13 protein-coding genes and 1 pseudogene are annotated in these 15,414 nt (G+C 68.8%); all 14 read right to left on the bottom strand.

The window, feature by feature from the left end:
- The 14 genes and pseudogenes from U5C87_RS00070 to U5C87_RS00005 all read right to left on the bottom strand — a co-directional run bounded on the left by U5C87_RS00070 (position 1) and on the right by U5C87_RS00005 (position 15,402).
- Positions 1–1,449 (bottom strand): CHC2 zinc finger domain-containing protein, encoded by a 1,449-nt coding sequence (locus tag U5C87_RS00070; RefSeq protein WP_330474638.1) that lies wholly within the window; start codon positions 1,447–1,449, stop codon positions 1–3.
- On the bottom strand, positions 1,446–2,057 hold the full coding sequence (locus U5C87_RS00065; RefSeq protein ID WP_330474637.1) for a hypothetical protein: 612 nt from the start codon (positions 2,055–2,057) through the stop codon (positions 1,446–1,448). Before U5C87_RS00065 ends, U5C87_RS00070 begins: the two co-directional genes overlap by 4 nt.
- 129 nt (positions 2,058–2,186) lie before the next feature.
- On the bottom strand, positions 2,187–2,612 hold the full coding sequence (locus U5C87_RS00060; RefSeq protein ID WP_330474636.1) for a hypothetical protein: 426 nt from the start codon (positions 2,610–2,612) through the stop codon (positions 2,187–2,189).
- On the bottom strand, positions 2,609–3,019 hold the full coding sequence (locus U5C87_RS00055; protein WP_330474635.1) for a hypothetical protein: 411 nt from the start codon (positions 3,017–3,019) through the stop codon (positions 2,609–2,611). Before U5C87_RS00055 ends, U5C87_RS00060 begins: the two co-directional genes overlap by 4 nt.
- On the bottom strand, positions 2,997–4,316 hold the full coding sequence (locus tag U5C87_RS00050) for a type IV secretory system conjugative DNA transfer family protein (protein ID WP_330474634.1): 1,320 nt from the start codon (positions 4,314–4,316) through the stop codon (positions 2,997–2,999). Before U5C87_RS00050 ends, U5C87_RS00055 begins: the two co-directional genes overlap by 23 nt.
- Positions 4,317–4,848: 532 nt before the next feature.
- Positions 4,849–6,042 carry an IS110 family transposase gene (locus tag U5C87_RS00045; protein ID WP_330474633.1) on the bottom strand — a complete coding sequence of 398 codons (1,194 nt, stop codon included), beginning with the start codon at positions 6,040–6,042 and terminating at the stop codon, positions 4,849–4,851.
- 401 nt (positions 6,043–6,443) lie between these two features.
- Positions 6,444–7,312 (bottom strand): annotated as a pseudogene (locus tag U5C87_RS00040) (aldo/keto reductase).
- A 207-nt stretch (positions 7,313–7,519) separates the two neighbouring features.
- On the bottom strand, positions 7,520–8,719 hold the full coding sequence (locus U5C87_RS00035) for an IS110 family transposase (protein ID WP_443082150.1): 1,200 nt from the start codon (positions 8,717–8,719) through the stop codon (positions 7,520–7,522).
- Between the two features lie 312 nt (positions 8,720–9,031).
- Positions 9,032–9,940: an ATP-dependent DNA ligase gene (locus U5C87_RS00030; RefSeq protein ID WP_330474631.1), complete on the bottom strand. Its 909-nt coding sequence runs from the start codon at positions 9,938–9,940 to the stop codon at positions 9,032–9,034.
- A gap of 123 nt (positions 9,941–10,063) precedes the next feature.
- Positions 10,064–11,284 (bottom strand): ATP-binding protein, encoded by a 1,221-nt coding sequence (locus U5C87_RS00025; RefSeq protein ID WP_330474630.1) that lies wholly within the window; start codon positions 11,282–11,284, stop codon positions 10,064–10,066.
- Positions 11,285–11,517: 233 nt separating this feature from the next.
- Complete coding sequence (locus tag U5C87_RS00020) at positions 11,518–12,963, bottom strand: SCO6880 family protein (RefSeq protein ID WP_330474629.1); 1,446 nt, start codon at positions 12,961–12,963, stop codon at positions 11,518–11,520.
- A gap of 3 nt (positions 12,964–12,966) precedes the next feature.
- Positions 12,967–14,307 (bottom strand): type IV secretion system protein, encoded by a 1,341-nt coding sequence (locus U5C87_RS00015; RefSeq protein WP_330474628.1) that lies wholly within the window; start codon positions 14,305–14,307, stop codon positions 12,967–12,969.
- Complete coding sequence (locus U5C87_RS00010; RefSeq protein ID WP_330474627.1) at positions 14,304–15,092, bottom strand: hypothetical protein; 789 nt, start codon at positions 15,090–15,092, stop codon at positions 14,304–14,306. The genes U5C87_RS00015 and U5C87_RS00010 overlap by 4 nt, the downstream gene beginning before the upstream one ends.
- 28 nt (positions 15,093–15,120) lie before the next feature.
- Complete coding sequence (locus U5C87_RS00005; RefSeq protein ID WP_034770756.1) at positions 15,121–15,402, bottom strand: DUF6112 family protein; 282 nt, start codon at positions 15,400–15,402, stop codon at positions 15,121–15,123.
- Between the last annotated feature and the right edge of the window lie 12 nt (positions 15,403–15,414).

The raw sequence follows: 15,414 nt of genomic DNA, 5'->3' as shown, positions 1-15,414 counted from the left end.
TCAGATGAGTGAGGGAGCTGACGCTGGGCGCCACAGGGAGGGACGAGGGGTGGGGTGCTCGCGCAGTGCGTGCCCGACGGCCGTGGCGTAGGTGTCGCGTGGGTTCCAGCCGTGTCGGGTCATCTCGGCGGCGGAGTCGCGCAGCAGCTGGTGGCTCTCTGTGGCGGGCAGCTGAGAGGCGAGGGTGGCGATGAGTTCAGCGGCGTCGCGGATGGGATCCTCAGCCTTGTAGAGCAGGGCTCGAATGATGTCGCGCCCGGGGACGACCGTCGTCGGCATGTCTTCGCCGGACGACCCGGAGGGCGCCGCGAGGAGGGCTCGAAGGCCCTGGGGCCCCTGGGCGGCGAGCCAGTCGGCTGGGTCGGTGCCGGCCGGCATACGGGTCGCCAGGACGGGGGAGCGCTGCTCGAGGCAGGCCTCCGCGACCCATCGGACGGTGCCCTGCTGCCCCGCGTCGTCGCCGTCGAAGGTGATCCGTGGAGGCAGCGGGGTCAGCGCCAGCGTCGCGCGTACCTGCGCGGGAGAGGCGGACACCCCGTTGGTGGAGCAGACGGCGACGCGGTGTGTTGTTCCGGTGGCGGCGGCGGCGGACGCGACGGCGAGGGCGTCGATGGCTCCTTCGACGACGAGCACCTGCACGTCCGCAGCGAGCGGGTGGTGGGTTGGCCGGTAGAGGATTTGCGACTTGTCGAAGACCGGGGTACGCGTGGGGTTGCGGTACTTGGGTGCGGCGGGGTGGCCGCTGATGTCGCGGCCGATGAAGCCGTGGATGCGCCCGCTGGCATTGGTGATCGGGAAGATGAGGCGGTTGCGGTAGGTGTCGATGAGCCGGCCGCCTCGGGTTCGCATGGCGAGGTCGATGCCGATAAGTTCGTCGTCGTTGACGCCTGCAGACCTGAGGTGCTCGGTGAGTGTGGCCCAGCCGTGAGCGGCGTGTCCGACGAACCGCTGTCCGTCGAACTCGTTCGTCAGCGGTTCGAGGTTCAGGCCGCGCCGGTGGTGCAGGTAGTGCGCGGCGAAGGCCGTGCCGACGGGGGTGGCGAAGTGCTCCCAGGCCAGTTGGTTGATCTCGAACGCGCGCTCAGGCGGAATGGCGTTGACGACCGGATCAGGGACAGCGTGAAGTCGCGGCTCGGCAGGGACGATCGTGAGTGGGCGCTCGCGGTGTTGATCGCCGTCAAGCACGTTGACGGCCTCGAGGAAGCTGAGGTGCAGGGTTCGTTGGACGAAGTCGATGACGTCGCCGCTGGCGCCGCACCCGAAGCAGTGGAAGCGGTCGGGGATCCCGTCGACCGAGAGCGACGGCGTCGCGTCGTCGTGGAAGGGGCAGCAGCCCATGTAGCCGTGCCCGCGTGGCTGCAGCTCGATGCCGGCGGCGGTCACCACCTCGGGGAGCGGGTGCCGTGCCCGGATCGCCTCGACGTCGACGGACGGGCGTGGCGCGGTCACAGCTGCACCTCGGCCACCGGTGGAGGAGTGCGACCTGCGGACTCGAGTGCGGCGCCGTAGGAGCCGACGAGCTGGGCGAAGGTCTCGATGGGCATGTGGATGTCGGTGTCGGTGGCGTGTGCGAAGGCACGGTCGACGGCGGCACGTGGGGCACTGGTGGAGAGGACGGCATACTCCTGCCACGTTGGGTCGTAGGCGTAGAGCAGTCCGTGGGTGGCTGCGTCGCCGTCGAGGCGCAGGGAGATCCGCTGGTTGCTGCGTGGTCCCCAGCGCATGCCGTAGTCGCGGTCGACGCCGCGGATGTTGCGGTGTTGGGCGTCGAATGCCTTCGGGCCGACCCATTCGATGCTGGGCTTCGAGGGAGTGGTGGCCGCTCGGACGCGGTATGCCGCCTCACGGAGTTCCTGGAGATCGGTGGTGCCTGCGTCTAGGGCGGTCGTGATCCGCTCGGCGACTGTGAAGGGGTCGTGGCCGAGCTCGGGGGCGAGGACCTGGGCGGTGGCGTGGGCGTATGCGTTGCGCTGGCCGAGGCGGTACCAGTAGTCGATGGGGTCGTGCTCTTCGACGTTGAGGCTGGCGTTGCGGGCCAGGGCCATGAGCTGGTCCACGACACCGTCATTTTGGATCAGGGCAGACGGTGTGGGGTGTGCGGTGGCGGACATGTCGACCCTTTCCTGCGCGGGCGCCTCCCGCGCTTCTGGAGTGAGGACCCTCCGTCCGGGACACCATCCGTCGCGTCAGTTCGTTTGCTGGCCAGTCGCTTTCGTCATGCACCATGAGGCGACCATGTCGTCGCGGTGGCCGGCGACGGAGCATTGGGTTTTGGAGACTTGGTCGGCGAGGAAGAGCTGGGCGTCGTGCAGCGCGCGGATGAAGTCCATGGCGGCGGTGGGGGAGGCGGTGTCGGCGTAGTCGGCCCGCTCGTGGTCCCGGAGTGCGGAGAGGATCTCGACGAGGGCTGTGTGCTGGGGCCAGCAGGGTGGGATGACTCGTGGTTCGAGGGCGAAGCGGCGGACGAGGTAGTTGACCCACTCGTCCAGCTCACGCATTCGGTCGCGGGCCTCGTCCTCGGTGAGGGAGGGCCAGTGGACGGGCCCGCGGAGCTGGCCGAAGGTCCGCTCGAACGGGTCTTCGCCGAAATCGAGAGGCTCGTCTGTGGTCACGACGTCGAGGTGGTCGAGGACTGCCGCCTCGACATACCGCGTGCGGCGCGCACGTGGCGGAGGGCGGCGATGATCGCGACGGTGGCAGTCTGGCGGTCAACCCGTCGCCAGGTCGGCTGCGAGTCGATGATCGCGTGCAGGGCCTTGTGGTCGCGCCGGCAGAGCGGCAGCAGGTCGCGGAGCGACTCGTCGCCGAGACGGTCGTACGTCGCGTGGTGCAGGTGGCCGGCTTTGAGCGTCCACTGCCGGCCGCACACCAGGCAGGAGGGCTCGATGCCGGCGGCGGTCAGCCACGCGGCATACCAATGCTTCCGCTTGTCGCGCCACGCACGCGAGTTGAGGTAGGCGTCGTAGAAGGCCCGCCGGCTCCGTGGCGCCGCTCTCTCACGGATGGGCGTGGCTGGCATGGCGGATCTTCTGCTCGAGGTCGAGTCGGGCCGCGGTGAGGTCCTTGGCGTCCTTGCGCTTGGTCCACGGGCTCATGGTGAGCGCGATCGGTGGGGCGGAGCGTAGGAGGAGGATCGCGGACCCGAACGGGAGGGTGCGCAGCTCGGCTGGGGTGAGGATGGGCACGTCGCTGGTTGAGGTGGAGGTCGAGTGGCGGCCGTCGTGGCTTGTGCTGCGGCTCGTGATCTCTTTGGGGCGTGTGCCGATGAGCTTGGACAGGTCGTCGAGGTCTCGGGCGTTGGAGCCGCCGCCGAGGATGAGCTTGACGATGGCGGCGTCCCAGATGGCTGATGCGGCGTGTTCGCCCCAGACGGCGCGGGCCTGGGACAGGGACTGCAGGACGACGGTCGTGGCGATGCCGGAGCCGCCTCCGTCGGACATGAGCGAGGCGAGCGAGGGCAGTGGGTAGTTGGCGGCTTCGTCGAGGACCATCGACAGCGGAGGGTCGAGTCGGGATGCGGGGGAGGCGGCGGCCTTGCGGCGGGCGACCTCGAGGACGTCCTCGAGGAAAGCGCCGACGAGTCCCGCCGTGGCTGCGGCCCCGGTGGAGGTGCCGAGCAGGTAGACGGTGCCGTTGTTGGCGAGGACTTCTGCTGGGTCGAGCTGCTCGCCCTCGGTAGGGGAGACGGCGTCGAGGACTCGAGGGTCGGCGAGGGCGGCGAAGGCGATCGAGACCATGGCCCAGACGGAGTCTCGCTGTCGCGGGTCGGCGCTGATGATGGAGTCGAGGCCCTGATGCCACGCTTGGGCGGCCGCGGGGTGGGTGCCGAGGATCATGACGGCTTCTCTCGCGTGCACCGCGGACAACGACCACCGGTAGAGGTCACCGGCGCTGCAGCCGCCGAGAGCGGCGGCGTGCAGGAGCGCGCGGACGGCCTGCTCGGCGGATGACTGCCAGAAGTTGGCATCGGTGGTGCCGGACGCGGCGCCCTTGGTGAGGGCTTTGGCTCGCACCATCGCCACGTGCGGGTCCTCGCAACCACGAATGGGAGACCAGCGCGCTGTCGACGGTATACCGGGGGCGAGGCCTTGCGGGTCGAAGACGGCTACCGGGCCGACGCTCTTCCGCGCCAGGAGGGTGGCGGTGAGGTTGTCCGGGCGGGTGCTGGTGGTTACTACCGCTCCCGGCGCCTCGAGGATGGCCGGGATGACCAGGTGCAGTCCCTTGCCCGAACGTGGGGGCCCGAGGACGACGGTCGAGTCCTCGACCGTCACGAAGCACTGGACGCCGCGGCTATTGCCGACGGCGTGCGCCACCGACTCGACCGACCTGCCAGGTGAAGACGGCCGCAAGGCGGTGACCCGGTGTTTGACGCGAGGAGATCCGGCCGCAGCCAAGGCCTCAGATCGTGACGCGATGCCCGCACGTGTGGCCCAGCTGTGATCCGCTGACGATTGGGTGCGGTGACGTCGGAAGAGTTTTGCTGGACCAGCCAAGGCAACCACGAGCACGAGAAGCAGACCCCAGTACCCGAGTGTGGACCCCACATCGACACCCCACGCCGCGACCGGATCGAAGGGATGCAGCAGCAGATTCGCCACTCTCACTGCCGAGAACGACGGTGCCGGGCTGCCTCTGAGCCACGCTCCTGCGAGCGCTGCGAGCCAGAGCAGCAGACACCCGCCGAATGCACCGGCGAGAACGCACAGCATCGCTCGGTCGCTTTTGGACTGGGGGAGCTCCTCGTGACGCATGCACCGAAGACGTTCGCCTCGGGGCACGAACCACGAGCGAGGAACCGTGAGCGGTGACATGTTCGTGAGCGTCCGCAACTGGCTCCTCTCTGTGTCAAGACGCCGACGGGAGCGGGGTTCTAGGCTGGTTGGTGACGGGTTCGGGAAGTGGCTTGTCCGAAGAGCCGGTGGTGGGTTGTGAGCCGGCCGCGCTGGAGTAAGAGTCGTCACCCTGGTGCCCTCCCGGGCCCGTCCCGGTTGCCCTGGTGAGGTCCTCGAGCATGGTGGCGAAGACGAGGTCGGACAGGCGTCGTTTGAGGCAGCGCATCGCCTCCATGGATGACTTGCCGGTGGCCTTCTTGCGGTCGTAGTACGCGCGTCCTTCGGTCGGGTGTCGCAGCTGGACGGTGGCCATGATGTGCAGGACCCGGTTGATCTGACGGTTGCCGCGGCGGGACAGCCGGTGTCGGACCACATCCCCGGAGGAGGCGTCGATCGGGGCGGTGCCGGTCCAGGAGGCGAAGTGGTTGCGGTCCGGGAACCGGGTGATGTCGCCGACCTCGACGAGCAGCATCGCGGCACCGCTGGGACCGATGCCGTTCAAGTCGGTCAGTGACGTGCCGGTCGCCTTCAGCGCGGCGGTCAGGTCTTTGTCGGCGGCCTTGGACCGGGCATAGACCTTCTCCAGGTCGGCGACCAGCTCGAGCGCGACCTGCTTACGCGCCTTGCCGGCCGCGTCGCGAGGACGTACCGGAGCCAGGAGCTTGCGGGCCTGCCGCGCGGACAGGTACAGCTTCGCCCCACCTGGGATCAGTTCCAGCAGAAGGCGATGCAGCTGGCTGACCTTGCGGGTGTGTTCCTCACCGAGCATCCGCCGCCGGTCAACCAGAACCCGCAGCAGCTCGACCTGCCCGGCGTTGACGACCGGGTGCAGCCCAGACATCCGGACCCCGACGAGCGCGATGGAGTGTGCGTCGGCGTCATCGGTCTTGCGGCCGTTGCCCGAGGTCAACAACCGGACTCGGTGGGACAGCTTCGCCGGCACGTCCACCACCTGCTCACCTTCGGCGATGAGCCGGGTCGCGACATGACGTCCGATCCCGGCGCAGCCCTCGATCGCCCAGAGCCGGTCGGTGAACCGGCCCACGAAGGTCGGCATCGCCGCGAACCCGTCCGGGTCGGTGCCGAAGCGCGCCTTGTCCAAGACGTTCTCGTCGGCGCTCATCACCTCGATGGTGACCGAGCGCTTGTGTGGATCCATCCCGATCACCACAGCCTCTTGGACCGCGGTCACGCCAGCGTTGTTCATCAGCGTTCCTCCCTTGTCCACGACGGATGTCGGACACGGGAGGGCACCGCTACTTCAGGCAGCGCATTCCTCTCTTGAGCCTCTCCCGGCCCTGGCGATGCCCGAGGCTGCGCAAACCAAATGAGAGCCACAACGCGGACGCTGGGCAGCCGATGTGCGAGCGACAACCCCGGGCACCTGAGCCCCAGCCCGGCCAGGCCAGAACCTGGCCCCATTCTCTAAGTAGCCGATGTGAGCGCGTGTCGCCGACACAGTCCGAATGCTCGTGCACGCGGGCAACTGAACTTTGTGAGCGGACGCGCAGGGAGGCTCAGGCACCCGTGATGGCGCGCTCAGCCAGGGTTGGGTCTGCGCCGGGGTCGGCGCGGCTCGCGTGTTTGTCCCTCACAGGGGATCCCACCTCACGGCTCGGGGATTTCGAGGTCCCACGTCGAGGGGTCGACCTCGTCGGGATCAGGTCCACCTCGTACGCCCCGGTTGAGGGCGTCGATGGAGGTGAGTTCCTCCTCTTCTAAGGCGAAGTCGAACACGTCGATGTTCTGGGCGATGCGCTCGGCGTTGATGGACTTGGGATCACGGAGCGGCCCTGCTGCAGGTGCCAGCGCAGCATGACCTGGGCCGGGGACTTGCCGTGCGCTGCGGCGATGGCAGCGATGACGTGGTCGTTCAGGACGCTCTTCCGGTCCTCGCCCCATCCCGGGTAGAAGGTGATGCCACCGATCGGCGACCAGGCTTGGGTCAAGGTGCCGAAGTCTGCATTGGCCTGTTGCACGTCGGGCTGGGTGAAGTACGGGTGCAGCTCCACTTGGTTGACCGCCGGGACGACCTCGGTCCGTTCGCGCAGCGCCTCCAGGTGGTGCGGCATGAAGTTGCTGACCCCGATCGCGTTGACCTGTCCGTCGGCGAGCAGTCGTTCGAGTGCGCGGTAGGCCTCGATGGTGCGCTCGAAGTGCTGCGGCATCGGTTGGTGGAGGATGAGCAGGTCGATCGTCGGGAAGCCCAGCTTGGCGGCGCTCTTTTCGAAAGCGTGCAGCGTCTCGTCGTAGCCGTAGTCGCTCACCCAGACCTTGGTCTCCAGGAAGACCTCGTTCCGGTCGACACCGGATCGACGGACCCCCTCGCCCACTTCGCGTTCGTTGCCGTAGCCGGCGGCGGTGTCGATGTGCCGGTACCCGCAGGCAAGAGCGGTCGCGACAGCTGCTGTCGTCTCCTCCGGCGCGCTTTGAAACACGCCGAGACCGGCCCCGTCCAAGAAGTCCGGCCCGGCGATGTGGTCTACATCGAACCCGGCGAGGAGCACTGGCACGGCGCCACCCCGGAGCGGTTCATGGCTCACGTCGCCATCCAGGAAGCCGACGAGAACGGTGACGTGGCCACCTGGCTCGACCACGTCACCGACACCGAGTACCGCGCCTGACGGGTCTGCGGCCCACCCTGCTGGGCCTCAACCGACGTCCGGTCATGGCTCCCTTCTGTGTCAAGACGCGGCCGGGAGGGGCGTTCTAGGCTGGGTGGTGACGGGTCCGGGAAGTGGCTTGTCCGAAGAGCCGGTGTGGGGTTGTGAGCCGGTCGCGCTGGAGTCAGAGTCGTTGCCCCGGTGCCCTCCTGGGCCCGTCACCTGTCGCGTAGCTGTGGTGATCCGGCCGGCGACGTAGTCGCCGAGCATCGTCCGGAAGACGAGGTCGGACAGCCGCCGTTTGAGGCAGCGCATCACTTCCATCGCGCTCTTCCCGGCGGCTTTCTTCCGGTCGAAGTAGGCGCGGCCCTCGGTCGGGGTGCCCAGCTGGACGGTGGCCATGATGTGCAGCACCCGGTTGATCTGCCGGTTCCCGAAACGAGAGAGCCGGTGGCCGACGTGGTCGCCGGAGGAGGCGTCGATCGGGGCGGTCCCGGTCCAGGAGGCGAAGTGGTTGCGGTCCGGGAACCGGGCCAGGTCACCGACCTCGACCAACAAGCGCGCCGCACCCGACGGGCCGACACCGTGCAGGCCCAGCAGTGAGGTCCCGGTCGCGGCGACGAGCACCTTCAGCTCCTTGTCCGCGGCCTTCTTCCGGGCATAGATCCGCTCCAGATCGGCGACCAGCTCGACCGCGACGCGCTTACGGGTCTTGCCGACCGCGTCCCGCGGCCGGACCCCGGCCAGGATGGTCTTGGCCTGCGCGGCGGAGAGGTACTCCTTTGCGCCACCAGGTAGCAGTTCCAACAGGATTCGGTGCAGCTGGCTGATCTTGCGGGTGTGCTCGTCCCCGATCGCGCGGCGTCGGTCGACCAGCAGCTGCAGCACCTCGAGCTGCGCATCGGTCACGACCGGGCGCAGCCCGGCCATCCGCGTGCCGACCAAGGCGACCGAGTGCGCGTCGGTGGCGTCGGTCTTGCGGCCCTGCCCGGTCGCGAACACCCGGGCCCGCGCGGACAGCTTCGCCGGCACGTAGACCACGTCCTGCCCATCCGCGATCAGCCGGTGCGCGATGTGCCGCCCGATGCCTTCGCAGCCCTCGATCGCCCAGACCCGCTCGGGCCATGCGGCCACGTGCTCGAGCATCGCTGCGTAGCCCTCGAGGCTGGTGTCGAACCGGCCGCCGCCGACGACCGTCTCGTCGGCGGTCATCACCTCGATCGTCACGCTGCGCTTGTGCGGGTCCATCCCGATCACGACCCGCGAAACCTGCTCCTGCATGTAGCCCTCCTTCGCCCGGAAACCGATCACTTCGATGGGCGTGGAGGGCACCGCTACTTCGAGCAGAGCAATCCCTTCTTGAGCCTCTCCTGCCCGGCGGCGCCCGGGCGGCGCAACCCATGAGTGAGCCACACGACGAAGCGTGGGCAGCCGCTGCTTCGAGCGACGAGCCCGGGCACCTGAACCGAGCCTGCGCAGGCACCGGTCCTGCCGTCAATGAAACAAGTAGCCGCTGATGGCGCGTGCCGTGGCGCCGACGGGCAGCCATGCGTCAGGCCGCCATCGGGGTCCAGTACCCGTCCCCCCAGTCGGTCAGTTGACCTCCATCGGGTCGAGGTCTGGCCTGCTCCGGTGCAACCGCGCAGCGTGACGGAGCACGCCTGCGGCTGCAGAGGCGTCGGCATCGACCTCGACGACAAACGGCGCTACTACCGTCACGCGAGTCGGGCTAGCCGAGCCCCAGGCGAAGGTGCGCTCGAACGCCTCGCCAGTCGGGCGCAACAACGGCGCGAGGGACTTGGCCGCGGCTTTCGGGAGCGAAGTGGTCGAGCCGGCAGTGACCGGCTTGCCCTCGTCGTCGACATCTCCCGGAAACGCGAGAACCAAAGCCGTAGGGGCCGCGAGGTCGCCGGTGAACCCGATCGCCAGCATGTCCAGCGTCTGCTTCGCCTTCACCTTCCACCACACCCGTTGACCCGGCTCCGTCGGGTACCTGCTGCCGGCGTCCTTGATCACCAAGCCCTCGATGCCGCCGGCCGTCAGCGTCTGGAACCACTCTCGGGCGAGAGCGAGGTCATCGGTCTGCTGGCAGAGCACGATCGGAGAGGCGATCCCCGCTAGGGCCCGCTGGAGCACCGCTCGACGCTCGCGCAGGGGTCGGCCGCGCAGGTCCTCGGCGCCGGCAGCGAGCACGTCGAAGACGACGAACTGGGCGGGGCGTCGGGCGGCGACCGTGCGGATCCGACGGCCGGCAGTCATGCGGGCCTGCAACCCCTCGAAGTCCAATCGACCGGCCGCTGCATCCCAGGCGATGACCTCACCGTCCAGCACCAGGTCGTCGGGAAGTCGCGCGCGCAGGACAGGCGCCAGGTCCGGAAACAGGGGAGTGAGGATCGTGCCGTTGCGGGAGTAGATGCGGCCACCACCGACCAGCGCCCGGTATCCGTCCCACTTCGGCTCCCACACCAGGTCCTTCGCTCCAGAAGGGGTGAGCTCGTCCACGCGTCGCGCCAATGCGACTGGGGCATGCAATGACACCGCAGGCATGCCGCCCACACTGCACCACCGGATAGCCAGATCGGGCGCCAGGATGCGATCCGATCGGCGACTGGGGCGGCGACTAGATCAAGTTGGCAGGTGCATGCGGGCGTTGGTGTCGAAGAGCGACAGCTCGCCATCCGTCGCCACGTGCCTGACGACGAACGCGCGCTGCCCCACGCGCCAGAGTCCCTCGCCCCGCTGCAGGCCCGGTAGCTGCGCCCGCTCGGCGCTCGAGAGGCCCAGTTCAACTGCGGTCTGAGGTGCCTCGCTGACCTCCTGCTGATAGACGATCTTCGTCGAGCAGTCACCGAGCAGCCCTCGGGCCAGAGCCCGTGACTCCGAGCCGGCATCGCCGACGGCGTCGAGGTCCGAGAGGCGGTGCACGATGAGGAGGTTCGCGATGCCGAGGCCGCGGGATAGCTTCCATTGGGACTGCATGCGGGCGAGCAGCGCTGGCTGTCGCATGAGGCGCCACGCCTCGTCGTAGATGACCCAGCGTTGACCTCCGTCGGGTGCCGAGAGCGCAGCTTCCATCCAGGCGGAGGCACATGTCATGACCATCGCGATGAGCTGGTCGGAGCCCTGGATCTGCGAAAGGTCCAGCGTCACCATCGGCAGCGAGGGGTCGAACGTGATGGTCGACGGGCCGTCAAAGAGACCGCTGAGGTCGCCGGCCACGAGCCGGCGAAGTGCGTGCGCGAGGACGCGGCCATCGCGTGCCAGGTCCGTAGCGCAGGCGCCGGGCAGCGAGGTGCGTGGCTCGAGCAGCAGATCCACCACCAGCGGCAGTGTCGGCTCGGTTGCCGCAGCTGCAGCGTCGGCCAACGCGACATCGAGCGCCGTGTGCTCGACGGACTGCAGTGGGCGGCCGAGGGACGACTGGGCCAGGGAGCCGACTAGGGCGCGGCGACGGTTGGTGACCAAGGCCCTCCACTGGCCGTCAGACAGGTCGGCTCCGCGCGGTCCGGGGTCAAGTGGGTTCAGTCGATTCGTCGAGCCGCCACCGAGCTGGATCGCCACCCCACCGACGGCCTCGGCGACCACGGACCACTCGCCCTTAGGGTCGCCCGGCACGTAGACGCGGCGTCCGAAGGCGATCGATCGGGTGGCGAGTGACTTTGCGAGACATGACTTTCCCTTACCGACCACACCGGCCAGGAGGCAGTTGGGGTTCGTGATCACGCCCTCGCGGTAGAGCACCCAGGGGTCGAAGCAGAAGCCGCCACCAGACCACGCGTCCTGGCCGACGTAGACGCCCTCGCTGCCCAGGCCGCCCTCCGCCAGGAAGGGATAGGCACCTGCCACGACGTCAGACGTGGCACGGTGACCGGGCAGACGAAACCGCCGGTAGGAGCGGCCGGCCTCGGGCCCGCTCTCTCCCTCGGCCGGCAGGAAAACCCTCGGCTCGGAGTCCTGGGCGCTCGACGCCGTCACGAGCAACCCAGCACGGGGCTCCGGTGGCTTCGCATGCCGACCGCCACGTCGGCGCTTCGTGCCGTGGGGCACGTAGAAGGACGCCGGTTGCTGGGTGGCGCGCATCAGCTGACCTTTCGTCCCAATGGAAGTGATGCCGACACGAACGCCCGGGCTTGCTGGCCGTAGAGGCGCCGCGTCTCACAACCGCACTGGATCGCCGCGCGGGAGATCTCGGCTACCGCAGCTTCAAGCTCGTCGAGAGACGGGGCGGTGACCGAGATGAGCCCGGTGAACTTCACGTCCGCGTGGCCGCTGATCAGGGCTCGTTCGCGCTCGATGACGTCGTCGCGTTCTGCGGCGTCGGACAGGTCCGCGATGGCACCGATCTTCGCCTTCTGCGCCGCCTCCGTCGCGTACTCGACCTTGGCCTTGCGGATGTCGCGCATGGCGGCGTCGGCGGGGATCGGCTGGATGGTCAAGGAGATCGTCTTGCGGATGCCGGGTTGGAAGACGAGCGAGTGCAGGAAGTAGGGCGGCGCTGCCACCCGCGGCCACTCGTTGATCCACAGAACAGCGGAGTACGCCGTGTCGTGACGGACGTGGTCCCACTCCTCGTCCATCGCGACGGGACCAGCAGCGGCGAGGGTCTGGTGGAGCTCTTTCTGCCCCTTAAACCCTGGCTCGAAGGACTCACGGAGCGCGGCCGCAAGCTCACTCTCGTTGAACCAGGTCGCCAGTGACAGGTCCGCAGCACGGAGACCCGCCTCGAGCGATGTCATCTCCTGGCGCAGGAAGGCCGCCGCGCCGCGTAGACCGCGCCCTGCCTGCTTGATGTGGGCTCGGGCGCCGCGCAGGTCGAGGGAGAGCGCGATGAGGGTGCGGTGCGTGGAGGCAGCCGGCGCTGCAGTGCGCATGAGTGACTCGTACTGCTGCACCGCCCACTGACCGGGCCGCTTGACGCCGTTGAGGTCCCACCAGCCGGTGATGCCGCGGCCGGCGTCGGGTAGCGACACCTCGAGGACCTGCAGGCGGCATCCCGTCCCGGACGCAGCCAGGCTGGCAAGGGCACGTCCCCATCCGTGGACGCGTCGAGCCTGCTCGTCGGTCGAGAGCAGGACGTATGCCGGGTGGCGCACGAGCGCGACCGCCGTGAGTGTCTGCGCGTGCGGGTCGTGCAGCATGGCGGTGCCGGTGTCCTCGTCGATGAGGAAGCGCAGGGCGGCTGCGTCCCCGGGCAGCGCGAGAGTTCCGCCCGGCCGCGGCGCCGACGGGCGAGTGCGGTACTTCGTCTGGCCGAGCATCTTGCGGACAGCGAAGTGCCCGGCCGTGGGCATCGACTCGACGGCTGGGCGGCCGTGCCAGCGCACGAAGGCGAGCGCGATGAGGCTTCCCCACAGCGGAGCAGTCAGGCCTGCACCGGTGGAGCTGCCGAGGAAGATCGACGGGACGAAGACGAGGACGGCGACGCACAGGCACAGCACCCGGGACGCTGAGAGCCCGAGAAGCAGTCCTCGGCGAGGAAGCCGCCCGAAGCGGACCGTCATGGGGTTGGTGGTGGTGTCGGTCATCGGTCAGCTCCTCGAGCTGTAGGCGGGTGGCTGCTTCATCGGGGACTCCTGCGCTGGTGCGCTCGCGCCGACTGATGTGCCCGGCGATGTCCCTGGTGGGTTGGTCGCCACATCACCGGCCTTCATGACCATCGACTTGCCTGCCAGGGCGAGCGAGCCGACGGAGGCAGCTGGAGCAGCCACCGAGGCGGCGGCTGCGGCGCCGCCTCCGCTGGCTGCTCCAGCCGGTCCAGCGGCGCCGCCGGACAGGCCCGCGCCTGTACCCGGTGAGGGTGGCCCTGACGGCAGTGTGTGGGCGGGGCGCAGGGGAGGGGGCGGCATACCTCCGCTGCTTCTGCCACCTCTGCCGGCCCCGGACGAGCCCATGGATGCCAGCGCTCGACCTTGGGCCTGGATGGCGCTGACCTTCTGGGGTGCGCTGACGAGTGTCTGGGCGCCGACGGACGCTTGGCGTGCCGTCGCATGGGCGGAGTGCAGGGTGTCCCCGGCGAAGTGGAACATGCGAATGGCGACCCAAGGAGCCAAGCCACCGAGGAGCAGCGTGAGCGAGCCGCCGGCGAGCTGGGTCACCGTCTGGCTCACCCCCGTACCGGACTGCCCGGCCCCGTTGAGCACGGCGACGCCGATGGTGAGCATGATGACGAGCAGCAGCTTGGAGACGATCATGGCTGCCACGAGCTCGATCCACCGGCGAACCCAAGCACGGGTGAAGTCGGCGGTGGCGCCGGCGAAGGCCAGGGGTGCCAGTACGGCAGCCACGATCAGCATGAGCTTGCGGATCATCATGGCTGCCCACACCACGACGGCGGCGACGATGATGACGACGGCCAGCAGGATGACGACGGCCGGGTTCTGCATCTGCGCCAGGCCGACGAAGGAGAGCTTGCTCCCCAGGGCTCCGATCTGGGTGTCCATCGTGAAGCTGACGACGCCGTCACTGAGGGCGTCCACGGCACCGAGGAGCACGCGTGTTGTGGCGAGTGCCAGGGCTGAGCCGACAAAGCTGATGAGGAGCCCGCTGAGGGCTCGCCCGAGCGCGACGGGATGCCCGCGCAGTACGCCGGCGGTGATCTGGATGACGAAGAGGCCTAGGCAGAGGGTGGCGGCGATGGTGCCGGTGATGGTCATCTCCCGAAGGAGCGCCGACGACCGGAGATCCAAGGTGGTCGCGGAGCCGATCTGCTGCCAGAGCCAGATGGTTGCGTTCTGTGCTGCGATCCCGAAGTAGCCAGCGATGCTGGAGAAGGCACCGTCGACGACGTTGGACGCCGCCCCGGCGGCACCTGCGGCCGCGCTGGCGACCAGGCACAGTGGGTTGCCGGCCATGATCCCGTCGCAACTCATGACGCACTCACCGGCAGGGAGGAGTAGGTGACGGCTGTGACGAAGCCCCATGACTCGCGGCTCGGAGGGCCTTCGAGATTGAGCGTCATGGCGACGGATGAGGTGCTGCTGGTGGCTCGGCCGGCCTTGAGATAATGGTGGGTGACCGTGGCGGAGACTTCTCTGCCGGTGACGCCGGGGTCACTGATGCGGCCGCTGGAGACGGCGGTGCTCCAGGCCATCGGCTCCTCTACATGCTCGATGTGGACGGTGGTGTAGGCGTGTTGGATGCCAAAGGCAACCCATTCGCGAGTCCCGGGCACGGCCGGTGTCTGCCCCGCCGCCTCCGTGACGGAGTAGACCGCCAGACGGCTGCGGAGCTCCTTTGGCACCAATCCCACTACGAGTGGCTCGGACGTCTGTGCTGACTCGGCTTGCACCCATGCGAGGTGCTCGGCGCGTGGCCGGCGGTAGTCCTGGGTGAGGAGCCGGCGGACGAACTCGGCGGCATAGAGGTCCGGTTGCTGAGCGACGTCTCCGGCGATCCGTGCTTCTCTCGTCGGGGGCGCGACCCAGCTCACCGTGCGTAGCCGCTCGATGTCAGCGGCAACGGGGTCCGCCTCTCGCGCAGTGGTCCCCGGATGCGCCGTCATGCCCGGTTGCGCCGCAGGTGAGTTCGCCTGCGCCGGTGGTGAATTGGTCGTCGACGGGGGGCGCGCGGCTTGTGACGGTGGTCTCTGTCCGCCGGACAGCACCACCCCGACGACGCCGGCCGTGAGCAGCAGCGAGATGACGGCTACGACCACGAACGGGCGGAGGGCTCTCCACCTCATGTCACTGGACCGCGGAGCCGGCGGCGCTGAAGAAGGTGACAAGGGTGTTCGCGGCGCCGATGAGCATGGCGGCTCCCGCGGAGACGAGGACCCCGGTCTTGCCACGGCCGGCGATGTGAGGGTTGGACGAGTGCGAGCCGATCGCCCACGCGATCGCCGAGATGGCGATACCGGCGACGGCGGCGATGAGCCCGAAGGTCAGGAGGGCGCCGACGATCTTCTCGATCGCGGCGATGCCCGGCAGGCCGTTCTGGTTCGGCGTGACGTCGACTGAGGGAATCATCCAGGTCTTCAT

It is taken from the genome of Terrabacter sp. C0L_2, assembly GCF_036352015.1.
Lineage (GTDB): Bacteria > Actinomycetota > Actinomycetes > Actinomycetales > Dermatophilaceae > Terrabacter > Terrabacter tumescens.
The sequence above is the reverse complement of the archived record's forward strand: the minus strand, read 5'-3'. Positions and strand labels throughout refer to the sequence as shown.